Source organism: Chromobacterium sp. ATCC 53434, from assembly GCF_002848345.1.
Lineage (GTDB): Bacteria > Pseudomonadota > Gammaproteobacteria > Burkholderiales > Chromobacteriaceae > Chromobacterium.
In genome coordinates this window covers 645,944-667,160 of the sequence record NZ_CP025429.1, presented here as the reverse complement: position 1 = coordinate 667,160, position 21,217 = coordinate 645,944, and the positions used below count along the sequence as shown (strand labels likewise).

Genomic DNA, 21,217 nt, shown 5'->3' with positions numbered 1-21,217 from the left:
GCGGCCGGCGTTCGCGGCTCGTCATCATGGCCCGGCCCGGCCGGCGCCATATTGACCGCGGGCAAACCGGCGCCGGATGCCTTTCCCGCGACGGCCAACGGCAATTTTCGGCCTATCCGCGCCCAGCCAGTAGCGCAGTCTTTACAATATTGCTAATCTTTACTATTTCGCAACAAACGTTTATTGCGCTGCACCATTGCAACCGGGGAGGATCCAAGTCCGCCCGGCCAGGAGCCGATACACCATGACGAAACGCGTCGTCACCCTCGCGCATTATTACACCTCGCCCGAAATCCAGCAGATGGCGGACAAGGTGGGCGACAGCCTGGAGCTGTCGCTGTACGCCAAGGAAGCCCAGGCGGACATCATTGTCTTCGCCGGCGTGCGCTTCATGGCCGAAACCGCGAAGATCCTCAATCCGCAAGCCACCGTGATCCTGCCGGACGCCGGCTCCACCTGCTCGCTGGTGACCCAGACCAACGTCGCCGAGCTGACGCAGTGGCGCAAACGCTATCCGGACCACGTCCACGTGTCGTACATCAATTCCAGCGCCGAGCACAAGGCGGTGTCCGACTGGATCGTCACCAGCCGCAACGTCGACGACATCATCGCCCATCTGTACGCGTCCGGTAAGCAGGTGATCTTCTCGCCGGACCGCAATATGGGCGGCTATCTGAACGATCTGTACGGCTACAACATGCCGCTGTGGTCGGCGGTGTGCGAGGTGCACGACAAGTTCAACGAGGCGGCCCTGGACGAAGCCTTCGCCGCCGCATCCGGCGACAAATACCTGATCGCCCACCCGGAAAGCCCGCTGCCGGTGCTGAAGAAGGCCGATTACGTCGGCTCCACCTCCGGCATGCTGAACTGGGTGAAAAGCTACCAGGGCAATCCGAAGGCGGTGATCTTCGTCGCCACCGAGGACGGCATCCTGTACAACATGGGCCTGGCCCGTCCCGACCTCGATCTGCGCCAGGCGCCGATCTACGCCGGCTGCCAGTGCAACTCCTGTCCGTACATGAAGATGAACACCATCGAGGCGGTCAAGCGCGCCCAGCAGGGCCAGGGCCTGGAGATAGACTATCTGTCCGCCGGACAGATGGACGCCGCGCGCGTGCCCATCGAGCGCATGCTGGAATTCAGCAAACGCTACTACGCCTGAACCAGGCCGAGAAACCCGCCTTGCGCGGGTTTTTTTACGGGCCGCGCGCCGCTGCGGCCCTATCCGCTGTCATGTCGGCGGCGCTACAATCACGCGGTAAACACTGAAAGACGGTATGAAGTTTCTGCTCAGCAACGACGACGGTTATTTCGCGCCTGGCCTGGCCATGCTGGCCCAGACGCTGCAACGCTATGGAGAAGTGGTGGTGGTGGCGCCGGAACGCGATCGCAGCGGCGCCAGCAACTCGCTGACGCTGGACCGGCCGCTGACCGTGCGCCAGGCGGCCAACGGCTTTTACTACGTCAACGGCACGCCGACCGACTGCGTCCACCTGGCCGTCACCGGCCTGCTCGATTTCAAGCCGGACATGATTTTCAGCGGCATCAACAACGGCCCGAACATGGGCGACGACACGCTGTACTCCGGCACGGTCGCCGCCGCCACCGAGGGCTTCATGCTGGGCATCCCCTCGGTCGCCGTCTCGCTGGCCGGCTATAGCGGCCGCCATTTCGCCAGCGCCGGCAAGGTGGTCGAACAACTGGTCGAACGCTGCATGGCCGATCCGTTCGCGCAGCCGGTGCTACTGAACGTCAACGTGCCCGACATCGCGCCGGAAGAGCTGGGGGCCTTCGCCGTCACCCGGCTGGGCCGCCGGCACGCCGCGCAGCCGGTGATCAAATCGCAGAATCCGCGCGGAGAGACGATATACTGGGTAGGACCGGTCGGCGCGGTGCAGGACGCCGGCGCCGGCACCGACTTCGGCTGCGTCGCGGCCGGACAGGTGTCGGTGACCCCGCTGATGCTGGATTTGACCGCCTACGGGCAATTGGACAGGATTTCCACATGGCTGCACCGCTGACACAGAACAGCCAGGCATACGGCATGCTTTCCGAGCGCACGCGCCGGCGCATGACCGACCGTTTGCGCCAGCACGGCATCAGCGACGACAGGGTGCTCAAGGCCATGCACGAAGTGCCGCGCCATTTATTCGTCGACCAGGCGCTGGCCACCCGCGCCTACGACGACGTGTCGCTGCCGATAGGCCACGGACAGACCATTTCGCAGCCGCTGACGGTGGCGCGGATGAGCGAGTTGCTGCTCCAGGGCCGTCAACCCGGCAAGATTCTGGAGATAGGCACCGGCTGCGGCTACCAGACCGCGGTGCTGCTGAAAGCCGGCGCCGAAGTGTATTCGATGGAACGACTGGGCGCGATTCTTGACCAAGCCAGACGCAATCTTCGCGCCGCCAAGCTGGTCCACGCCCGGCTGGTGCACGGGGACGGCAATATCGGCCTGCCGGAAGCCGCGCCTTTCGACGGCATCATCATCACCGCCGCCGCGCGCACGGTGCCGGCCGCGCTGGTGGAACAGCTGGCCGACGGCGGACGACTGGTGCTGCCGCTGGGCGACGAGGAGCAGCACTTGTGGCTGCTGGAAAAAACCGCCCAGGGCGTCCAGAAGACCAAGCTCGATCCGGTGAAATTCGTTCCATTGTTGAATGGGCGCAATTGAAACTGCAAAAACGCAACACTTGCGCTGTCAGACAATCAAGCAAAACTCAAACTTCAACGATTCGACAAAAAAACATGCTAAAAATGCATTGCAGGTATGCGTATATATTAGTCGCGACAATTGGCGCAGCACTGGCTGGTTGCAGCAGCATCGCTCAGCAGCCGGCGCCGGTGGAGAGCGCGGTGTCGGCCCCGGTGGCCGCCGCCAAGCCGGCTCAGCCGGCCGCCGCCCCGGACAACACCGTCGCCGCGCCGTATCGCGACCAGGGCAGCCTGAACATGCAGCCGGTAGACAAGACGGCCGCGGTCGCCGATGGTAGCGGCAGCTATGTGGTGAAGCCGGGAGACAACCTGTTCCGCGTTTCGCTGAACCACGGCTTGAAATACAAGGATGTCGCCGCCTGGAACAATCTGCCGGACACCAATATCAAGGTCGGCCAGGTGCTGCGGCTGACGCCGCCGGGCAGTTCGGCTCCGGCGGCTTCCTCCACCGCCGCGCGTCCGGCCCCGGAAGCGACGGCGGCCGACCACGCCGCGGCCCAGGCCGGCGGCGCGACAACGGTAAAGGCCTATCCCAAGGCCCTGAAGCTGCCATATGGCGGCGATGCGGTGAAAGACCTGGCGGCCCAGAGCGAGGGACGCGCGGGAGACAAGCACAACGCTCAGGCATCGACCCCGGCCAGCGCCCCGCTGCCGGGCAAGAAGCCGGAAGCCAGCGCGGCATCGCCCTCGCCGGCCGCCGACGCCAGCGCGCCGACCGCACAGGAAGACGCGGTGGCATGGCTGTGGCCGACCGAGGGCAAGCTCAGCAAAGGCTATTCGGAAAACAACAAGGGGATTGAAATCAGCGGGCGCCTCGGCCAGCCGGTGCTCGCGGCGGGAGATGGCAAGGTGGTGTACAGCGGCGCCGGGCTGCGAGGCTACGGCAAGCTGATCATCATCAAACACAACAAGACCTTCCTGTCGGCTTACGCGCACAACAGCCAATTGCTGGTCAAGGAGGGACAGTCTGTCAAGAAAGGGCAGAAGATTGCCGAAATGGGCAATTCCGATGCCGACCAAGTCAAGCTGCACTTCGAGATCCGCCGCTTCGGCAAGCCGGTGGACCCGATGCAGTATCTTGAACACAAGTCCTGATCGGGCGTAGCCAGCTACGCCCGCCGGGACAAGACAGCGACGGGGGTAGCGAGATGAGCAACGAAACCGACATCCTGGACGAGAACGAACTTCTCGACGAGGAAAACAGCGAAGAAGCCGCAGCCGAGGCGGAGGCCGAAGAGGCCGCCGAAAGCACCGCGGTCTTCGAGGACGTGGTGGCCGACGTCACCCAGATCTATCTGAACGACATCGGCAACAATGCCTTGCTGACGCCGCAGGAAGAGCTGGCGCTGGCGCGGCGCGTGGTGGCGGGCGAGTTCGAAGCCCGCCAGAAGATGATCGAACACAATCTGCGGCTGGTGGTGAACATCGCCAAGCACTACATCAACCGCGGACTGGCGCTGCTCGACCTGATCGAGGAAGGCAATATCGGCCTGATGCACGCGCTGGAGAAATTCGATCCCGAACGCGGCTTCCGCTTTTCCACCTATGCCACCTGGTGGATACGCCAGAGCATAGAGCGGGCGATCATGAACCAGTCGCGCACCATCCGCCTGCCGGTGCACGTGATCAAGGAACTGAACGTCTATCTGCGCGCCTCCCGCCATCTGGAAAGCCAGATCGGCCGCGAGCCCAGCATAGAGGAAATCGCCCACCTGGTCGGCAAACCGGTCGAGGACGTGCGCAAGGTGATGAACCTGAACGAGCGCATGGCCTCGCTGGACGCGCCGCTGGACATCGACCCGATGCTGTCCATCGGCGAGTCGATTCCGGACGAGCAGCACGAGGAACCGGAGCTGCAGCTGCACAACAGCCAGCTGGAAATGTTCGTCCATGACTGGCTCAGTCAGCTGAACGAGAAGCAACGTCTGGTGATAGAGCGGCGCTACGGCCTGAACGGCTACGAGATCTGCACGCTGGAAGAGCTGGCCGCCTCGCTGAGCCTGACCCGCGAGCGGGTGCGCCAGATCCAGATCGAGGGCCTGGAACAGCTGCGCCGCATCCTGCGCCGCAAAGGCATCTCGCGCGACTTCCTGCTCTGAAACGCGGCGGTCGCCGCCTCGGGCCCGGTCCTTGCCGGGCCTTTGTCATTTCCAGCGCCGCGCCCGCCGCAACCAGCGCCGCGCCCGGACCTGGTCCGGCTGCGGCGCCCGGTAGCGCAGATCGATGTATTCGCCGACCAGAGCCTTCAAGCGCCGGTAATCGTCGCTCGGCAGCGCCCGCGCCGCCTTCAGCAGCTCCAGCGGCCCCTGCGACGGCGCCACCGCCACGCCCCGGCGCGCCAGCCGCTGCCGCAGCAGCGCCCAGCCCTCCGGCAGCGGCGGCCCGCCCGGCCTGCGCCGCCACCACCACATCAGCGGCAGCAGCGCCGGCAGCAAGGCGATCAGCAAGCCGCGCGTCACGCTGGCCGCGTCGACCCGCCCCCCCAGCCCCAGCCGCTGGAACAGGCCCTGCTGGCGGTCGGCGTCGTAGCCCACCACCCATTGCTGCCAGGCGAAATCGACCGCCTGCCATTGCTGCCGCGCATGCCGCCACCAGCGCGGCGGCAATATCGCCGCGGCGCCGACATCGCCGCGCAGGGCCGGCAGCGCCTGTTCCGCGCCCTGCTCCAGCCGGCCCGGCGACACCGCCGCCGTCGGATCGACCCGCAGCCATTGCCCGGCATCGGCCAGCCAGACTTCGACCCAGGCGTGGGCATCGGACGAGCGCACCTGCCAGAAACGCCCGACCGGGTTGTATTCGCCGCCCTGGTAGCCGACCACCACCCGCGCCGGAATGCCGGCCGCGCGCGCGAGGAAGGCGAAGGCCGACGCATAGTGCTCGCAAAAACCCTGGCGGCTGCCGAACAGCAGGCCGTCGATGGCCTGTCCCTCCAGCAGCGGCGGCTGCAAGGTGTAGCGGAAGCCGCCGCGCCGCAGGTACGCCAGGGCCGCGCGCGCGAAACCGCGCGCGTCTCCGGCGCCGGCGGCCAGCCTGGCCGCCAAGGCCCGGCTTTGCGGATTGCCCGGCGGCAGGCGCAGATAGAAGGCCTGTTCGCGCGCGGACAGCGGCGCCAGATAGCGGCCGCCCAGTCCGCTTTCCAGCGAGAAACGCGCCAGCTCGTCGCGCTTCTCGTCCACCCGCAACAGCCCCCCGGCCTCCAGGCGCGCGTCGGCGTCCGGCGTCCGCGGCAGTTCCAGCGCCGGCAGCCTGCCCCTGTCCGGCTTCAGCAACAGGCTGTAGCGCAGCGGACGGCCGCCGGCCAGCGCCGCGCGCTCGCCCTGTTGCCCGCCTACGCCTATCCAGCGCCGGCCGTCGAAATCGTCCAGCAGCAGCACCCGCCAGTACAGCTGGTCCGGCGCCGGCGCCTGCCCGGCGAAGACCGCGGCGAACGCCGGCTCGCGGTTCAGGATCAGCTGGCTGATGCTGCCCGGCTCCATATCGTCGCCCAGGCCGCTGGAGGCGGCATGGCGCGGCTCCGGCACGCTCCATAGCGGCTCCGGCAGCCTCGGCATCAGCACGAACAGCGCCAGCATCATCGGCAAGGACAACAGCAGCGCCTGCCCGGCGCTGCGCCAGCTGCCGCGCGGCGCGCCGCCGGCCAGCGCCGCGGTGGCCCAAGTCAGCAGCAGCAGGCTGGCGACCAGCCAGACCGCCATCGCCGGCGACTGATCGAACAGCAGCGGCATCGCCGCCAGAAAGAAGCCCAACGCCAGCAATACCCGCCAATCGCGCAGGCTGGCGGTCTCGTAGGCCTTGAAGGCGAGCAACAGCACCAGCAGCGCCACGCCGCCCTCGCGGCCGACCAGGGTGCGCAGGCTCAGCCACAGCGCGGCGACCGCCAGCAGCAGCGCCGGCAGCAGCAGCCAGCGCGACGGCATCGCCGCGCCGCGCCGCGCCAGCCCGCCGCGCCCGAGCAGCGCCAGCATGCTCAAAAGCGGCACCCACGGCGGCAGAAACCAGACCAGCGGCAAGACGGTCCAGCCCAGCGCCAGCAAGGCGGGAATGCCGCGCGGCGGCGGCTCGACGCCGCTCACGCGTCCCTCCCGAACAAGGCCAGCGCCGCCAGCGCCTGCTCGCGCTGCCGCGGCTGCGGGCCGATTTCGCCGTCGGGAAGCAACAGCCGGTAGCGCCGCCGGCGACGCTCGCATTCCTCTACGCGCCAGGCCAGCCGCGACAGTCGCCGCTCGACATCCGGCTCCCGGCCGTAATCGCGCCAGTCGAGCAGCAGCTCCTCGGCGCCGCTGTCGCCGACGAAGCGCTTGCTGGCCAGCACGTCGCGCCGGGCCAGCACCTTCCAGGCGATCTGCCGCGGCGTGTCGCCATGGCGGTAGCTATCCAAGTGGGAGAAATCGTCGCCGCCCGGCCTGGCCGCGCCGCCGCTGCCGTCGTCCCCGCCGCTGCGGCCGCGCGCCGCGTCCGGCAGCGGCGCCGGATACACCAGCAGCCGCGCGCGCAGCCGCGGCACCGCCCAGGCCCGGATCAGGCCGAACGGCGCGTCGCTCTCCACCACGCACGGCGGCAACGCCAGCCAGCCGCGCCGCCCGGAAGCCAGCGCCAACTCGACGCGGATCTCGCTGCCGCCCTCCAGCAGGCAATCGACGGCCTCGCCCTCCCCCTCGCCCAGCCGCAGGCGCAGCTGCCGCTGCAAGGGCTGCCGGTTGTCCAGCCACAGCCGGAAAACGGCGCGCTCGCCGGCGAACACCGCCGCGCCGGGTTCCGCGCGCAAGCTCAGGTCCGACAGCTGGCGATAGGCCATCAACACCGCCACCAGCACCAGGCTGGCGATCCAGAACGCCAGCGCGTAGGCGAGGCTGACCTGGTAATTGAGCGCGCCCACCCATACCGCCAGCGCCACCGCCAGCAGCAGCAGGCCGAAACGGGTCGGCAGCAGATAGATTCGGCGCTGCGACAGCTGGCATCGCTCTTCCAGCGGCTGCCGCTGCCACAGCCAGCGCCGGAGCCGATCACGGAATGGCGACATTGGCGAGCAAGCGTCCCAGTTCCCGTTCGACGTCGATGCCGGACGCCCCCTGCAGCCGGTGGGCCGCCACCGGCAGGAACACCGCCTTGACGTCTTCCGGCAGCAGATGGTCGCGGCCGGACAGCAGGGCCCAGCCGCGCGCCGCGGCCGCCAGCGCCTGGCCGGCGCGGGGGCTGAGTCCGGTGGAGAACAGCCCGCTTTGTCGGGTGACCTCCAGCAGGGCCAGCAGATAATCGGCCAGCGCCTGCGTCACCGGCAGCGCCGCCGCCTGGCGCTGCAGGGCCGACAACTCCTCGGCGCCCATCACCGGCCGGAAACGCTGCAGCAGGACGCGCCTGTCCTCTCCCATCAACAGCGCGCGCTCGGCCTCGCGCGGCGGGTAGCCTAGCGAGATCCGCATCAGGAAGCGGTCCAGCTGAGATTCAGGCAGCGGGAAGGTGCCCAGCTGCTCGCCCGGATTCTGGGTGGCGATGACGAAGAACGGCGACGGCAGCGCGTGGGTCGCGCCGTCTATCGACACCTGTCTCTCCTCCATCGCCTCCAGCAGCGCCGACTGCACCTTGGGCGAGGCGCGGTTGATCTCGTCCGCCAGCAGCACCTGGGTGAACACCGGCCCCTGGTGCAATTCGAAGCGGCCGCTGTCGCGCTGGTAGATGCTGACGCCGAGAATGTCGGCCGGCAGCAGATCGCTGGTGAACTGCACCCGGCGATAGTCCAGCCCCATGACGGCGGCGAGCCCGTGCGCCAGCGTGGTCTTGCCGACGCCCGGCACGTCGTCGATCAGCAGGTGGCCGCCGGCGATCAGGCAGGCGAAGGCCAGACGGATCGCCTGCGGCTTGCCCAGGATCAGCGTGTTCAATTGCCGGTAGGCCAGGGAGAGTGATTGCATTTGACCCCGCTTGCGCGCAGTATTTATCAAATTCACATATCGCCATCCCATTGTAAGCGTCTAGAGCCTGTCCAAGGTCTTTTTCCGGCAGCGAAAAGACCTTGAACAGACTTTGTAGGGAGTCTTCGTGTTTACTTGGTTGAAGAACCGCCTGCAGCGAAACGGGCTGACCGCCTACATCACCCATTCCGACTGCCTGCAACACAATATGGGGGTGGGCCACCCCGAGTGCCCGGAACGATTGACCGCCATCCGCGACCAGCTGATGGCCTCGCAGATTTTCGACAGCCTGCAGGAAATCGAGGCGCCCGAGGTCAGCGACCAGCAGTTGGCGCGGGTGCACCCGCCGCGCTACGTCGAATACCTGGAAGCCTGCTCGCCCGGCGTCGGCACCTTCCGCCTGGATCCGGACACCGCGATGTCGCCCGGCACGCTGCGCGCGGCGCGGCGCGCCGCCGGCGCGGTGGTGAAGGCGGTAGAGCTGGTGGCCGAGGACAAGGCCCCGAACGCCTTCTGCGCGGTGCGTCCGCCGGGCCACCACGCCGAGAGCGATAAGGCGATGGGCTTCTGCTTCTTCAACAATATCGCCGTCGGCGTCGCCCACGCGCTGTCCCACTACCAGTTCGAACGGGTGGCTGTGGTGGACTTCGACGTCCATCACGGCAACGGCACCGAGGAAATCCTGCACGACGATCCGCGGGTGCTGATGGTGTCTATCTTCCAGCACCCGTTCTACCCGTACAGCGGCGACGCGCCGCTGGGGCCGAACATGCACAATGTGCCGCTGAAGGCCGGCAGCGCCGGCCGCGAATTCCGCGAGACGGTCGAAAACGTCTGGCTGCCGCTGCTGCACGAATTCCAGCCGCAGATGCTGTTCATCTCGGCCGGCTTCGACGCCCATCGCGAGGACGACATGGGCTCGCTGGGCCTGACCGAATCGGACTACGAGTGGGTCACCCGCCACCTGATGCGGATCGCCGACCAGTACTGCGCCGGCCGCGTCGTCTCGGTGCTGGAAGGCGGCTACGACCTGTCGGCGCTGGGCCGCAGCGTCGCCGCCCACATCCGGGTGCTGTCCGACGGTTGAGCCCGGATCGCGCCAACGACAAAGGCCGTCGCGATGCGACGGCCTTTGTCCTAACAGCCCCGCCCGGCTCAGTTGCCGCCGGACTTCTCGCCGATCTTGCCTTCCTGGCCGGTCATCAGCTTGATCAGATTGGACTTGTGCCGGTGCACGACCAAGATCGCGATGACGATGCAGGTGCCGAAGAACACGCTGTGCGGCCCGACGATGAAATAGGCGTACACCGGCACCAGCACGCAGGCGATGATGGCCGACAGCGACGAGATCTTCAGCACGAAGGCGACGAACAGCCAGGTGGCCAGCGCCGCCAGCGCCAGCCAGCCATTGATGCCGAGCAGGATGCCGACCGCGGTGGCCACGCCCTTGCCGCCCTTGAAGCCGAAGAATACCGGCCACATATGGCCCAACAGCACCGCCAGCGCGCACAGCGCGATGCCCTGCTCGCCCAGGCCGTAACGCGGGCCCAGCCACGACGCCAGCGCCACCGCGACCCAGCCCTTGACGCCGTCGCCGAGCAGCGTCAGCGCCGCGGCCAGCTTCTTGCCGCTGCGCAGCACATTGGTGGCGCCGGGGTTGCCGGAGCCGTAGCTGCGCGGATCGGCCATGCCCATCGCCTTGCTGACGATCACGGCGAAGGACAATGAACCGATCAGATAGGCGGCCAGCACAAATGCAAATGCGGTCGTGGTCATGGTGGAGCGGTATCCGTTGCATTAGAATGGGAAGCTTCGGATTTTACGGTATCGGGCGCCAAAGCCCAACTACCTGACAGACAGATGGACATCATATTCCTGCGTGAAGTGCGCGCCGACACCGTGATCGGCGTCTACGACTGGGAGCGCAAAGCCGCCCAGACCATAGAAATCGACCTGGAAATCGGCATTCCCAGCGATACGCCCTGCCATAGCGACAATATCGGCGACACCATACACTACGGCGTCGTCGTCGAGCGCCTGCGCCAATCGCTGGAAGAGCAGCATTTCCTGCTGCTGGAGGCCCTGGCGGAACACATCGCCAGGATGGTGCGCGAGGAATTCGGCGCGCCCTGGGTCAAGGTGGCGGTCACCAAGCTGGGCATCCTGCCCGGCGTCAAGCATGTCGGCGTGCAGATAGAACGCGGCCACCGGCCGCATTGAAGACTGCCCGCGCGACCCCGCGCGCCCTTGGCCCTGCCATGCCTATCGTCCGCCTCGGCGCCGGGCTCGACTGCTCGTGAATTCAAGAAGGACATAGGCGGCGCCGGACGGCGCGGCGCTCAGTCGGTGTTGAACTTCAGCTTCAGGCCGACATCCTTGTTGTGCATCTTGACCGACAGATGGGTATGTTTGCCCAGATCGACGTTCGGCGCCAGCCTCAGCGCGTGCCCGTCGGGGTCCTGCTCCAGCCGCACCGGCCCCAGTTGCAAACCCTGCGGCTCCCGGTCCTGCTGCCGGACCTCCTCGTCCCGCGGCGACGCGCACATTATCGCTTTCGGCAGGCAGGCCGCGCCGGCGGCCTGGCTCCCCAGCATGACGGCAAGCAGCAGCAGCAGCGGGCGGCGCGCCATGGCGAACTCCGGTCCTAGACACTTTCATCATGGACAAAGCGGCGCCGGCGTCAAGACCGCCGCCGATTTCAGCGGTTGCGCATGAAGTCCGCGGTGTTGTAAAAGGCCTCCAGCAGCTTGTCCTTCAGCCACTCCTCCACAAGCAGTTCGCCCACAGCGCGCCGCATGCACAACATCCACTGGTCGCGCGCCGCCTCGTCGACGGCGAACGGCATGTGGCGCATACGCAAACGCGGATGGCCGAAAGCCTCCATGTACAAGGACGGACCGCCCAGCCAGCCGGACAGAAACATGAACAGCTTCTGTCTCGAACCGGCGAGATCAGCCGGATGCATGTCGCGCAGCGGCTTGACCGCCGGCTCGCTGTCCATGATGTCGTAGAAGCGGTCCGTCAGCCAACGCACCACGCCTTCGCCGCCCAATAACTGGTACGGCGTCATTTCCTGCACTTCGCTCAATTCGTTCTCCTGATGCCGGCGCGCCGCGCCGGCGATGATCTTCGCCGCCGTCACCGGCCGCAGAAGGAAAAATCCAGTTGCGGCCTGCCGCCGCTGATGATTTCCGCCAGCGCCCGGCCTGAGCCGGCGCCCTCGGTCCAGCCCAGCGTCCCGTGTCCGGTGTTCAGGTAGAGCCTGCCGACGCGGCTTTCGCCTATCAACGGCACATTGCCCGGCGTCGCCGGCCTCAGGCCGCTCCAGAAGCGCGCGGCCTCCCAGTCGCAGGCATCGGGAAACAACGCCCGGCCGCGCCGGATCAGCGCCTGGCAGCGCGCCGGATCGAGACTGGACGAATAACCGGACAACTCGGCGGTGCCGGCTATGCGCAACTCGTCTCCCAGCCGGCTGAACACCAGCTTGTGCGCGTCATCGGTGACGCTGACCATCGGCGCGGCGGCCAGACTCTTGACCGGCACCGTCGCCGAATAGCCCTTGGCCGGGTAGACCGGCAATCTCAGGCCCAACGGCGCCGCCAGCAGCGGCGAATGGCTGCCCAGCGCCAGCACGTAGGCGTCGGCCGTCACTTGTTGATAGGCGCCGTCGGGGCCCGTCACCGACACGGCGGACACCTCTCCTCCCGCCGTTTCCAGCGCATTGATCCGGGTATTGTAACGGAACTCCACGCCCAGGCCCGCGGCCGCGGCGGCCAAGCCGCAGGTGAACAGATGAACGTCTCCGGAAGCGTCGTCCGGACACCAGCTGGCGCCGGCGAGAGACGGCAGCGCCGTCGCCAGCGCCGGCTCCAGCGCCAGCGCCTGTTCCGGGCTCAGCAAGCGCTTGTCGACGCCGAGGCGGCGCAGTCGCTCGGCCGAGCGCTCGGCGTGGCGCAATTGGCCGGCGTCGTAATGCAGGCTGAGAATCCCGCGCGACAAGCGGCGGTAGGCGATGCCGGTTTCGTCCCGCAACTGCCGCATCGCGTCCCGGCTGTACAGGCCCAGCGCCACCATCTGCCGCATGTTCTCCAGCGAACGGCCCGGCAGGCACTCGCGCAGAAAACCGGCGATCCAGCGCCACTGCGCCGCGTCCATCCGCGGCCGGAACAACAGCGGCGCGTCGTCGCGCCACAGCCAGCGCAGCACCTGCCACGGCGCGCGCGGACCGGCCCACGGCTCAGACTGGCTGACCGACAGCTGGCCGCCGTTGGCGAAGCTGGTTTCGCGCGCCGCACCGCAGGCCCGCTCCAGCACCACCACCTGATGCCCCATCCTGGCGAGGAACCAGGCGGTGGACACGCCCACCACGCCGGCTCCGAGAACCGCCACTCGCATACCGCCTCCCCGCGCAAAGACAACGGGCAAGACTCGCTTGCCCGTTAGAGACGGAATGGTAATGGCAATCGCGCGTCGCGGCGACTGTTTTGTCTGACAAACAGGCTATTTCTTGGCGTGCTCGTATACGGTCTTGCCGCGCAGATGGAAATAATCGGAGGCGAAATAGAAGTTTTCCGAATGGCCGACGAACAGCAGGCCGTCCGGCTTCAATAGCGGCGCGAAGCGCTTGAGCACCCCGAACTGGGTATCGCGATCGAAGTAGATCATCACATTGCGGCAGAAGATGGCGTCGAACTGCTTGCGCACCGACCAGTTGCTCTCGATCAGATTGAGGCGCTGGAACGTGATCATGCTGCGCAGCGCCTGCTTGGCCTGGTAGCTGCCGTCCGGCAGCTTGTCGAAATACTTGACCGCATGGCCGGCCGGCAGCCGGGCGATCTTGTCGGCCGGATAGATGCCCTTGCGACCGGTCTCCAGCACGCTGGTGTCCAGATCGGTGGCGAGCACCGACACATTGGGCTTGGACGTCCCCGGAAAGGCCTCCAGCGCGGTGATCGCCAGCGAATACGGCTCCTCGCCGGTGGACGAGGCCGCGCACCAGATGGCCAGCTCGCCGCTGGCGGCGGCTTTTTTCTTCAGATGCTCGGCCAGAATCGGGAAATGGTGTTCCTCGCGGAAGAAGAAGGTCAGATTGGTGGTCAGCGCGTTGACGAATTGCTCGAACTCGCGCTTGCCGCTGATCGACTCAAGAAAGTCGACATAGGCGGCGAAGCCGGGCAGCTTCAACTCGCGGATGCGGCGCACCAGCCGGCCGTACACCATGTCCTTCTTCGACGGGTTCAGCGAGATGCCCGCCTCCTTGTAGATCAGCTTGCGTATGCGCTCGAAGTCGGCGTCGCTGAAAGCGAACTCGCGACTGAATTCAATCTTGGGCAATACCACCGGCGGCAGTTTGTTCATGTCCTGGATTCCACAGCAAAAAGGCCCGGGCAAGTGCCCGGGCCTGGATTCTTACCACTGTCAGTATCACACCGAGAATGAAGAACCACAACCGCAAGTGGTCGTGGCGTTCGGATTGCGGATCACGAACTGCGAGCCTTCCAGGCTTTCCTGGTAATCGATTTCGGCGCCGACCAGGTACTGGTAGCTCATCGGATCGACCAGGAAGGTCACGCCCTGGCGCTCGATCGCGGTATCGTCCTCGTTGGCGATCTCGTCGAAGGTGAAACCGTACTGGAAACCGGAACAGCCGCCACCGGTGACGAAGACGCGCAGTTTCAGGTCGGGATTGCCCTCTTCAGCGATCAAATCCTGCACCTTGGCGCAAGCGCTTTCGGTGAAGTTGATCGGGCACGGCATTTCGGTAGCAGCTTCTGTCATGTGTAACCTCGCAATTCAATCGGGCCGGTAGCGGCCATTCACCCACTATTTTAGTCGGATATCGGGGCGAATGGCGAGCGTTCAAGCCCCAGCCCGACCATCACGGCAACAGCGGCACCACATCGAGGCCGTCCGCTTCCGGCAGGCCGAACATCAGGTTCATGTTCTGCACCGCCTGGCCGGCCGCGCCCTTGACCAGATTGTCTATCACCGACAACACCACCACGGTGTCGCCGCCCTGCGGCCGGTGCACCGCGATGCGGCACAGATTGGCGCCGCGCACCGAGCGCGTTTCCGGATGGCTGCCTGCCGGCAGCACGTCGACGAAGGCCTCTCCGGCGTAACGCTGCTCGAACAGCTGCTGCAGATCGACATCCTTGGACAGCCGCGCGTACAGCGTGGCGTGGATGCCGCGTATCATCGGCGTCAGATGCGGCACGAAAGTCAGGCCGACCGGCTTGCCGGCCACCCGCGCCAGGCCCTGGCGGATTTCCGGCAGATGGCGATGGCCGGCCACGCCGTAAGCCTTGAAAGAATCGCCGGCCTCGGCCAGCAGCGCGCCGATCTCGCCCTTGCGGCCGGCGCCGGACACGCCGGACTTGCAGTCGGCGATCAGGCTGGCCGCGTCGACGACGCCGGCCTCGATCAGCGGCAGGAAGCCCAGCTGCACCGCCGTCGGGTAGCAGCCCGGATTGGCGACCAGCCGGGCGCCCCGGATGGCCTCGCGGTTGACTTCCGGCAGGCCGTAGACGGCGTCGGCGACCAGCTGCGGCGCGGCGTGCTGCATGCCGTACCACTTCTCCCACTCGAACACGTCCTTGATGCGGAAGTCGGCCGCCAGGTCGACCACCCGGACGCCGGCGTCCAGCAGCGCGGCGGCCTCCTGCATCGCGATGCCGTTCGGCGTCGCGAAGAACACCACGTCACAATCGCCGAGCCCGGCCTCGTCCGGCGTCGTGAACGCCAGATCGATGCGGCCGCGCAGGCTGGGAAACATCTCGTCGACGCGGATGCCCGCGTCCTTGCGCGAGGTCACCGCCGTCACGCGGGCTTGCGGATGCTTGGCCAGCAAACGCAACAACTCCACGCCGGTGTAACCGGTTCCACCGACGATCCCAACCTTGATCATGGCCAGCCCTTTATATAAAAAAATGTCGCAAAGGCGACAGTTTAGGCAGTGCGGCCGCCGGCGGCAAGTGCACCGCAACATAAAAAAAACCGCCGGGCCGAAGGCCAGGCGGTTTTTCTGAGGCAGAATCCGGCGATTAACGCTTGGAGAACTGCTTGGCGCGGCGTGCTTTGCGCAGACCGACCTTTTTACGCTCGACTTCACGGGCGTCGCGGGTAACGTAACCAGCGGCCGACAGCGCAGCTTTCAGCGCGGTGTCGAAGTCGATCAGAGCACGGGTGATGCCGTGACGGATCGCGCCGGCTTGGCCGGTTTCACCGCCGCCAACCACGTTGACCTTGATGTCGAAGGATTCGAGGTTTTCAGTCAGCGCCAGCGGCTGGCGAATCACCATGCGACCGGTTTCGCGGGCAAAATACTCGTCAACCGGCTTGCCGTTAACGATGATCTGGCCGGAACCCTTTTGCATGAACACGCGAGCAACGGAGCTCTTGCGACGGCCGGTGCCGTAGTAGTATTTACCGTTCATTGTTATGCCTTAAAATCAGATTTCCAGCACTTTGGGCTGTTGGGCGGAGTGCGGGTGCTCGGCACCGGAGTACACCTTGAGCTTCTTGATCATGGCGTAGCCCAGCGGGCCCTTCGGCAGCATGCCCTTGACGGCCTTTTCCAGAACGCGCTCCGGGAACTGGTTTTGCAGTTCGGTGAAGGTGCGTTCGTAGATGCCGCCCGGGTAACCGGAGTGACGGTAGTACTTCTTGTCTTGGGCCTTGGTACCGGTTACGCGCAGCTTCTCGACGTTCACGACGACGATGAAGTCACCGGTGTCAACATGCGGAGTGAATTCCGGCTTGTGTTTGCCACGCAGGCGGCGGGCGATTTCGGCAGCCAGGCGACCCAGCACCTTGTCGGCGGCGTCGACCACATACCATTCGCGCTTTACCTCATGCGGCTTGGCAGAAAAGGTCTTCATGGAACTCTTCCATCGTAATTCTTGAAAGTTACGGATTCTAGTGCAGTGGCCGGTGTGCTGTCAAACCCTTGTGACACAACAGATTTCCACAAGGCGACAAACGGCGGAATCCGGGCCGGAAACGGCCCAAAAAAAAAGCGCAACGCTGATGCGTGTTGCGCCAAGTTCCACCTATAAGAAGGAGGATGGAGGAGACAACATCAAGGCGCCGCAGTGCGCAACGCCCTGATGCACTACCGATTATCGGTATCCCATCGGGATTAGGCAAGCACTTTTTGTGCACTGCACGATAAACGATTTGCGCGCATGCCACACTCCGCTCCGCCATGGGGAAACGGACGTGGAAAAACGTCCGTCTCGCCATGCTTTTCAGTGGTTTACAGCTTGATCGCGGCGTCCAGCGCCACTTCCATCATGTCGCGGAACGAGGTCTGGCGCTCTTCGGCGCTGGTGGCTTCGCCGGTCGGGATAATGTCGGACACGGTCAGGATGCCGACCGCGCGCGCGCCGTACTGGGCGGCCACGCTGTAGATGCCCGCCAGCTCCATCTCGATCACGTTGACCTGCATCTTGGACAGCACGTCCAGCATGTTCGGCTGCACGCCGTAGAACAGGTCGGCGGAGAACACATTGCCGACGGTGATCTGCTTGCCCTGCTCGGCGGCGGTGTCGACGACGGTGCGCAGCAGCGTGTAATCGGCGATGGCGGCGTAATCGTGGCCGTGGAAGCGCATGCGGTTGACCTTGCTGTCGGTCGAGGCGCCCATCGCGACGAACAGCTCGCGCAGCTTGATGTCCGGCGTCACCGCGCCGCAGGAGCCGATGCGGATGATGTTCTTGACGCCGTAGTCCTTGACCAGCTCGGTGGTGTAGATGCTGGCCGACGGAATGCCCATGCCGTGCGCCATCACCGACAGGCGCTTGCCCTTGTAGGTGCCGGTATAACCGAAGATGTTGCGCACATTGGTCACCAGCTCGGCGCCTTCGAGGAAGGTCTCGGCGATCAGTTGGGCGCGCAGCGGATCGCCGGGCATCAGTACGGTTTCGGCGAAGGCGCCGTCTTTGGCGTTGATATGCGGGGTTGCCATTAAAGGTCTCCTCTAGATGATTCTTTGCGCCCCGGCGGGCCCGGGGCGGGAAAAACGGCGCCGGGCCGCTCGCGCGGCCCGGCTGGGTCGGCTCAGTCCAGGAAGGACGTGCCGTAGTCCATCGCCGGCAGGCCCAGATGGGCCGCCACGCTCTGACCGATGTCGGCGAAGGTCGCGCGCTCGCCGATGGCTCCCGGCTTGACCTTGCGGCCGTAGCACAGCACCGGGATGTGCTCGCGGGTGTGGTCGGTGCCCGGCCAGGTCGGATCGCAGCCGTGGTCGGCGGACAGGATCAGGATGTCGTCGTCGCCGAGCGCGTCCATCACTTCCGGCAGCCTGGCGTCGAACTCCTCCAGCGCCGCGGCGTAGCCGGCGGTATTGCGGCGATGCCCGTAGCTGGAGTCGAAATCGACGAAGTTGGCCATGATGATGGCCGGCTTGTCCTGGTGCCGCTCCATCGCCGTCAGCGTCGCGTCCCACAGCTGGTCGAAGCCGGTGGCCTTGTGCTTGTCGGTGATGCCGACATGGGCGTAGATGTCGGCGATCTTGCCGATGGACACCACGTCGCCGCCGGCGTCGGCCAGCTTCTTCAGCACCGTGGCCGCCGGCGGCTCCACCGCCAGGTCCTTGCGGTTGCCGGTGCGGGCGAACTTGCCCCGGCCCTCGCCGATGAACGGTCGGGCGATCACGCGGCCGATGTTGTAAGGCTCCAACAGTTCGCGGGTGATCTTGCACAGCGCGTAAAGCTTGTCGAGACCGAAGGTCTCTTCATGGCAGGCGATCTGGAACACCGAATCGGCCGAGGTGTAGAAGATCGGCTTGCCGCTCTGCATGTGCTCCTCGCCCAGGCGGTCGAGAATCTCGGTGCCTGACGCGTGGCAGTTGCCCAGATAGCCCGGCAGGCCGGCCTGCTCGACGATGGCGTCCAGCAGTTCCTTCGGAAAGCTGTCCTCGTGGTCCGAGAAATAGCCCCAGTCGAACAGCACCGGAACGCCGGCGATCTCCCAGTGGCCGGACGGCGTGTCCTTGCCGCTGGAAATCTCCCGGGCGTAGCCGTAGGCGGCCACCGGCTCGGCCGGATCCATGCCTTCCGGGAAGTAGCCGGACGACAGCCGGCAGGCGTGGGCCAGGCCGACCCTGGACAAATTGGGCAGTTTCAGCGGACCGCTGCGGCCGACGTCGGCGCGGCCGGCGGCCGCCTCCATCGCGATGTGGCCCAACGTGTTGCTGCCGGCGTCGCCGAACTTCGGCGCGTCGGCGGCGGCGCCGATGCCCAAGGAATCCAGTATCAGAATGATTGCGCGTTTCATGATGCCTCCCCGGCCTTACTCGCCGCGGATGATGCGGTAAACCTGCGGCAGCTCGGACGGCGCGGCTTCGTCGACGCGGATGGCGGCCCTGACGCGGCGCGCCGCGTCTTCGAAGCTCGCCTCGTCGGCGGCGTGGATCATCATCAGCGGAGTGTCTTTGCCGATATTCTGGCCCAGTTCGACGAACTGCGACAGTCCTACGCGGAAATCCAGTACATCGGTGGCCAGACGGCGGCCGCCGCCCAACGCGCATACCGCCATGCCGATGCCGCGGGTGTCCATCGCGCCGATATGGCCGGCGCGATCGGCGTACACCGGGCGCACGATGGGAGCCGGCGCCAGATGGCGGTCGTAGTTTTCCATGAAGTCGGCCGGACCGCCCAGCTCGGTCACCATGCGGCCGAAGATCTCGGCTGCGCGGCCGGAATCCAGCCCCGCCTGCAGCTTGGCGCGGGCGTCGGCCTCGTCGGCGGCCAGTTTGCCGCCTATCAGCATCTGCGCGCACAGCGCCATCGTCACTTCATGCAGGCGCGGATTGCGCTCGTCGCCGTTCAGATAACGCACCGCCTCGCGGGTTTCTATGCTGTTGCCGGCGGTGGACGCCAGCGGCTGGCTCATCTCGGTGATCAGCGCGGTGGTGGCCACGCCGGCGCCGTTGCCGACCTTGACGATGCGCTCGGCCAGTTCGATCGATTTCTGCATCGTCGGCATGAAGGCGCCGCTGCCGGCCTTGACGTCCATCACCAGCACATCCAGGCCGGCGGCCAGCTTCTTCGACAGGATGGAGGCGGTGATCAGCGCGATCGATTCGACGGTGGCGGTGACGTCGCGGGTCGCGTAGAAGCGGCGGTCGGCCGGCGCCAGATCGGAGGTCTGGCCGATGATGGCGACGCCGACGTCCTTGACCACCTTGCGGAACAGCTCCGGCTCCGGGAACGGATTGTAGCCGGGCACCGCCGACAGCTTGTCCAGCGTGCCGCCGGTGTGGCCCAGGCCGCGGCCGGAGATCATCGGCACGAAGCCGCCGCAGGCGGCGACCATCGGTCCGAGCATCAGCGACACCACGTCGCCGACACCGCCGGTGGAATGCTTGTCGACGATCGGGCCCGGCAGGTTCAGGTCCTTCCAGTGCATGCGGCGGCCGGAATCGCGCATCGCCAGCGCCAGGTGGACGTTCTCGTCCAGCTCCATGCCGTTGAAGTAGATGGCCATCGCCAGCGCGGCGATCTGGCTGTCGGCGACGCTGTTATCGGTGATGCCGGCGACGAATTGCTGAATGTCCTGTTGCGACAGCGTCTGGCCGTCGCGTTTCTTGCGAATGATTTCCTGCGGCAAAAACATGGCAATCTCCCTGCCTGTGTCCCAGCGGCGCGATGGACGCGCCGATGGGGAGCGGCCGGGAAATCGCCCGGCCAGAGTGCGGTATGCCCGCGAATGCTTGAATGAATCAGTAGCCCGAAGTCGGCTTGGCGACGCCGCCGGCGATCTCGATCTGCAAATTGGCCAGCAGGCTGGACGCGCCGAAACGGAAATGACGGGCGTTCACCCATTCGTCGCCCAGCAGGCGCGCGGCCAACGCCAGGTATTCGGCCGCCTCGGCGGCGCTCTTGACGCCGCCGGCCGCCTTGAAGCCGCAGTGGCCGCCCTGCTCCTTGATCGCCGCCAGCATCGTCTCGGCCGCGGCGAGCGTGGCGTTGACCGGCACCTTGCCGGTGGAGGTCTTGATGAAATCGGCGCCGGCGCGGATGGAGATCTCGCTGGCCTGGCGGATCAGCGCCGCGTCCTTCAGTTCGCCGCTCTCGATGATCACTTTCAGCAGCTTGTCGCCGCAGGCCTCCTTGCAGGCCTTGACCAGCTCGAAGCCGATGTCGCCGTTGCCGGCCATCAGCGCGCGGTACGGGAAGACCACGTCCACCTCGTCGGCGCCGTAGGCGATGGCGGCGCGGGTTTCGGCCACCGCGATGGCGATGTCGTCATTGCCGTGCGGGAAGTTGGTGACGGTGGCCACCCGCACTTCCGGGCAGCCGGCCTCGCGCAGCGCCTTCTTGGCGATCGGCACGAAACGCGGATAGACGCACATCGCGGCCACGGTGCCGTCCTGGCTCTTGGCCTTGCGGCACAAGGCGATCACTTTTTCGTCGGTGTCGTCGTCGTTGAGGGTGGTCAGGTCCATCAGGGACAGCGCGCGGCGCGCGGCTTCAATCAATGCAGACATGTCGTTCTCTCTCGGAATCCCCCGGGCCAGGCCGCGTCGGCATGACGTCATGCTTGCCCGGGAGAAGGATGATTATGAAAATTTCTTCACGTGAAAGCAA

At 66.1% G+C, this 21,217-nt stretch carries 23 protein-coding genes; 7 read left to right on the top strand and 16 right to left on the bottom strand.

Annotation, left to right across the window (positions count from 1 at the left end; translation table 11 throughout):
• Nucleotides 1-244 precede the first annotated feature (244 nt).
• The 5 genes from nadA (at nt 245) to rpoS (ending at nt 4,814) form a co-directional block, all read left to right on the top strand.
• Nucleotides 245-1,162 carry a quinolinate synthase NadA gene (nadA, locus tag CXB49_RS03020; RefSeq protein WP_101707027.1) on the top strand — a complete coding sequence of 306 codons (918 nt, stop codon included), beginning with the start codon at nt 245-247 and terminating at the stop codon, nt 1,160-1,162.
• Between the two features lie 115 nt (nt 1,163-1,277).
• Complete coding sequence (gene surE / locus CXB49_RS03015) at nt 1,278-2,021, top strand: 5'/3'-nucleotidase SurE (RefSeq protein WP_101707026.1); 744 nt, start codon at nt 1,278-1,280, stop codon at nt 2,019-2,021.
• The gene (locus CXB49_RS03010) at nt 2,006-2,674 is read left to right on the top strand and encodes a protein-L-isoaspartate(D-aspartate) O-methyltransferase (protein WP_101707025.1); all 669 of its coding nucleotides are present in this window, start codon (nt 2,006-2,008) and stop codon (nt 2,672-2,674) included. Before surE ends, CXB49_RS03010 begins: the two co-directional genes overlap by 16 nt.
• On the top strand, nt 2,587-3,810 hold the full coding sequence (locus CXB49_RS03005) for a peptidoglycan DD-metalloendopeptidase family protein (RefSeq protein ID WP_233492925.1): 1,224 nt from the start codon (nt 2,587-2,589) through the stop codon (nt 3,808-3,810). Before CXB49_RS03010 ends, CXB49_RS03005 begins: the two co-directional genes overlap by 88 nt.
• 53 nt (nt 3,811-3,863) lie before the next feature.
• The gene (rpoS, locus tag CXB49_RS03000) at nt 3,864-4,814 is read left to right on the top strand and encodes an RNA polymerase sigma factor RpoS (RefSeq protein ID WP_101707023.1); all 951 of its coding nucleotides are present in this window, start codon (nt 3,864-3,866) and stop codon (nt 4,812-4,814) included.
• Between the two features lie 45 nt (nt 4,815-4,859).
• Here rpoS and CXB49_RS02995 read toward each other — a convergent pair whose 3' ends face one another.
• From CXB49_RS02995 to CXB49_RS02985, 3 genes are read right to left on the bottom strand one after another with little or no spacing between them, the layout of a single operon-like run.
• Nucleotides 4,860-6,788, bottom strand: a complete 1,929-nt coding sequence (locus tag CXB49_RS02995; protein ID WP_101707022.1) for a DUF3488 and transglutaminase-like domain-containing protein — start codon at nt 6,786-6,788, stop codon at nt 4,860-4,862.
• The gene (locus CXB49_RS02990; protein ID WP_101707021.1) at nt 6,785-7,735 is read right to left on the bottom strand and encodes a DUF58 domain-containing protein; all 951 of its coding nucleotides are present in this window, start codon (nt 7,733-7,735) and stop codon (nt 6,785-6,787) included. Before CXB49_RS02990 ends, CXB49_RS02995 begins: the two co-directional genes overlap by 4 nt.
• Entirely contained in the window at nt 7,719-8,624 is a 906-nt protein-coding gene (locus tag CXB49_RS02985; protein WP_101707020.1) for a MoxR family ATPase, read from the bottom strand. Before CXB49_RS02985 ends, CXB49_RS02990 begins: the two co-directional genes overlap by 17 nt.
• 127 nt (nt 8,625-8,751) lie before the next feature.
• Here CXB49_RS02985 and CXB49_RS02980 point away from each other — a divergent pair, with 127 nt between their 5' ends.
• Nucleotides 8,752-9,711: a histone deacetylase family protein gene (locus CXB49_RS02980; RefSeq protein WP_101707019.1), complete on the top strand. Its 960-nt coding sequence runs from the start codon at nt 8,752-8,754 to the stop codon at nt 9,709-9,711.
• A gap of 68 nt (nt 9,712-9,779) precedes the next feature.
• On the opposite strand, the gene plsY is transcribed toward CXB49_RS02980, so the two are convergent.
• Nucleotides 9,780-10,400, bottom strand: a complete 621-nt coding sequence (gene plsY, locus CXB49_RS02975; protein ID WP_101707018.1) for a glycerol-3-phosphate 1-O-acyltransferase PlsY — start codon at nt 10,398-10,400, stop codon at nt 9,780-9,782.
• An 84-nt stretch (nt 10,401-10,484) separates the two neighbouring features.
• Between plsY and CXB49_RS02970 the strand changes: the two genes are divergently transcribed.
• A complete protein-coding gene (locus CXB49_RS02970; protein ID WP_101707017.1) occupies nt 10,485-10,844 on the top strand; it encodes a dihydroneopterin aldolase in 360 nt (119 codons plus the stop codon).
• Between the two features lie 119 nt (nt 10,845-10,963).
• On the opposite strand, the gene CXB49_RS02965 is transcribed toward CXB49_RS02970, so the two are convergent.
• The 12 genes from CXB49_RS02965 to deoC form a co-directional block, all read right to left on the bottom strand.
• Nucleotides 10,964-11,254: a hypothetical protein gene (locus CXB49_RS02965; RefSeq protein WP_101707016.1), complete on the bottom strand. Its 291-nt coding sequence runs from the start codon at nt 11,252-11,254 to the stop codon at nt 10,964-10,966.
• Nucleotides 11,255-11,322: 68 nt separating this feature from the next.
• A complete protein-coding gene (locus CXB49_RS02960; protein ID WP_101710579.1) occupies nt 11,323-11,703 on the bottom strand; it encodes a group II truncated hemoglobin in 381 nt (126 codons plus the stop codon).
• 59 nt (nt 11,704-11,762) lie between these two features.
• Entirely contained in the window at nt 11,763-13,019 is a 1,257-nt protein-coding gene (locus tag CXB49_RS02955; RefSeq protein ID WP_101707015.1) for a D-amino acid dehydrogenase, read from the bottom strand.
• A 105-nt stretch (nt 13,020-13,124) separates the two neighbouring features.
• Nucleotides 13,125-13,982 (bottom strand): CheR family methyltransferase, encoded by an 858-nt coding sequence (locus tag CXB49_RS02950; RefSeq protein ID WP_101707014.1) that lies wholly within the window; start codon nt 13,980-13,982, stop codon nt 13,125-13,127.
• Between the two features lie 66 nt (nt 13,983-14,048).
• Complete coding sequence (erpA, locus tag CXB49_RS02945; RefSeq protein WP_369826569.1) at nt 14,049-14,381, bottom strand: iron-sulfur cluster insertion protein ErpA; 333 nt, start codon at nt 14,379-14,381, stop codon at nt 14,049-14,051.
• A 121-nt stretch (nt 14,382-14,502) separates the two neighbouring features.
• Nucleotides 14,503-15,531: an N-acetyl-gamma-glutamyl-phosphate reductase gene (gene argC, locus CXB49_RS02940; RefSeq protein ID WP_101707013.1), complete on the bottom strand. Its 1,029-nt coding sequence runs from the start codon at nt 15,529-15,531 to the stop codon at nt 14,503-14,505.
• Between the two features lie 136 nt (nt 15,532-15,667).
• Nucleotides 15,668-16,060 (bottom strand): 30S ribosomal protein S9, encoded by a 393-nt coding sequence (gene rpsI / locus CXB49_RS02935; protein ID WP_101707012.1) that lies wholly within the window; start codon nt 16,058-16,060, stop codon nt 15,668-15,670.
• A 15-nt stretch (nt 16,061-16,075) separates the two neighbouring features.
• Complete coding sequence (gene rplM, locus CXB49_RS02930) at nt 16,076-16,504, bottom strand: 50S ribosomal protein L13 (RefSeq protein ID WP_101707011.1); 429 nt, start codon at nt 16,502-16,504, stop codon at nt 16,076-16,078.
• Between the two features lie 377 nt (nt 16,505-16,881).
• Nucleotides 16,882-17,592 carry a purine-nucleoside phosphorylase gene (gene deoD / locus CXB49_RS02925; RefSeq protein WP_101707010.1) on the bottom strand — a complete coding sequence of 237 codons (711 nt, stop codon included), beginning with the start codon at nt 17,590-17,592 and terminating at the stop codon, nt 16,882-16,884.
• Between the two features lie 92 nt (nt 17,593-17,684).
• Nucleotides 17,685-18,902: a phosphopentomutase gene (locus CXB49_RS02920; protein WP_101707009.1), complete on the bottom strand. Its 1,218-nt coding sequence runs from the start codon at nt 18,900-18,902 to the stop codon at nt 17,685-17,687.
• Nucleotides 18,903-18,917: 15 nt separating this feature from the next.
• Nucleotides 18,918-20,243, bottom strand: a complete 1,326-nt coding sequence (gene deoA / locus CXB49_RS02915) for a thymidine phosphorylase (RefSeq protein WP_101707008.1) — start codon at nt 20,241-20,243, stop codon at nt 18,918-18,920.
• Between the two features lie 106 nt (nt 20,244-20,349).
• A complete protein-coding gene (deoC, locus tag CXB49_RS02910; protein WP_101707007.1) occupies nt 20,350-21,117 on the bottom strand; it encodes a deoxyribose-phosphate aldolase in 768 nt (255 codons plus the stop codon).
• Nucleotides 21,118-21,217 lie beyond the last annotated feature (100 nt).

What these genes read in the sequence shown, in the direction of transcription:
- nadA (WP_101707027.1), top strand. Translation starts at nt 245, where the DNA reads ATGACGAAACGCGTCGTCACCCTCGCGCATTATTACACCTCGCCCGAA.
- surE (WP_101707026.1), top strand. Translation starts at nt 1,278, where the DNA reads ATGAAGTTTCTGCTCAGCAACGACGACGGTTATTTCGCGCCTGGCCTG.
- CXB49_RS03010 (WP_101707025.1), top strand. Translation starts at nt 2,006, where the DNA reads ATGGCTGCACCGCTGACACAGAACAGCCAGGCATACGGCATGCTTTCC.
- rpoS (WP_101707023.1), top strand. Translation starts at nt 3,864, where the DNA reads ATGAGCAACGAAACCGACATCCTGGACGAGAACGAACTTCTCGACGAG.
- CXB49_RS02990 (WP_101707021.1), bottom strand. Translation starts at nt 7,735, where the DNA reads ATGTCGCCATTCCGTGATCGGCTCCGGCGCTGGCTGTGGCAGCGGCAG.
- CXB49_RS02985 (WP_101707020.1), bottom strand. Translation starts at nt 8,624, where the DNA reads ATGCAATCACTCTCCCTGGCCTACCGGCAATTGAACACGCTGATCCTG.
- plsY (WP_101707018.1), bottom strand. Translation starts at nt 10,400, where the DNA reads ATGACCACGACCGCATTTGCATTTGTGCTGGCCGCCTATCTGATCGGT.
- CXB49_RS02970 (WP_101707017.1), top strand. Translation starts at nt 10,485, where the DNA reads ATGGACATCATATTCCTGCGTGAAGTGCGCGCCGACACCGTGATCGGC.
- CXB49_RS02965 (WP_101707016.1), bottom strand. Translation starts at nt 11,254, where the DNA reads ATGGCGCGCCGCCCGCTGCTGCTGCTGCTTGCCGTCATGCTGGGGAGC.
- CXB49_RS02955 (WP_101707015.1), bottom strand. Translation starts at nt 13,019, where the DNA reads ATGCGAGTGGCGGTTCTCGGAGCCGGCGTGGTGGGCGTGTCCACCGCC.
- CXB49_RS02950 (WP_101707014.1), bottom strand. Translation starts at nt 13,982, where the DNA reads ATGAACAAACTGCCGCCGGTGGTATTGCCCAAGATTGAATTCAGTCGC.
- erpA (WP_369826569.1), bottom strand. Translation starts at nt 14,381, where the DNA reads ATGCCGTGCCCGATCAACTTCACCGAAAGCGCTTGCGCCAAGGTGCAG.
- argC (WP_101707013.1), bottom strand. Translation starts at nt 15,531, where the DNA reads ATGATCAAGGTTGGGATCGTCGGTGGAACCGGTTACACCGGCGTGGAG.
- rpsI (WP_101707012.1), bottom strand. Translation starts at nt 16,060, where the DNA reads ATGAACGGTAAATACTACTACGGCACCGGCCGTCGCAAGAGCTCCGTT.
- rplM (WP_101707011.1), bottom strand. Translation starts at nt 16,504, where the DNA reads ATGAAGACCTTTTCTGCCAAGCCGCATGAGGTAAAGCGCGAATGGTAT.
- deoD (WP_101707010.1), bottom strand. Translation starts at nt 17,592, where the DNA reads ATGGCAACCCCGCATATCAACGCCAAAGACGGCGCCTTCGCCGAAACC.
- CXB49_RS02920 (WP_101707009.1), bottom strand. Translation starts at nt 18,902, where the DNA reads ATGAAACGCGCAATCATTCTGATACTGGATTCCTTGGGCATCGGCGCC.
- deoA (WP_101707008.1), bottom strand. Translation starts at nt 20,243, where the DNA reads ATGTTTTTGCCGCAGGAAATCATTCGCAAGAAACGCGACGGCCAGACG.
- deoC (WP_101707007.1), bottom strand. Translation starts at nt 21,117, where the DNA reads ATGTCTGCATTGATTGAAGCCGCGCGCCGCGCGCTGTCCCTGATGGAC.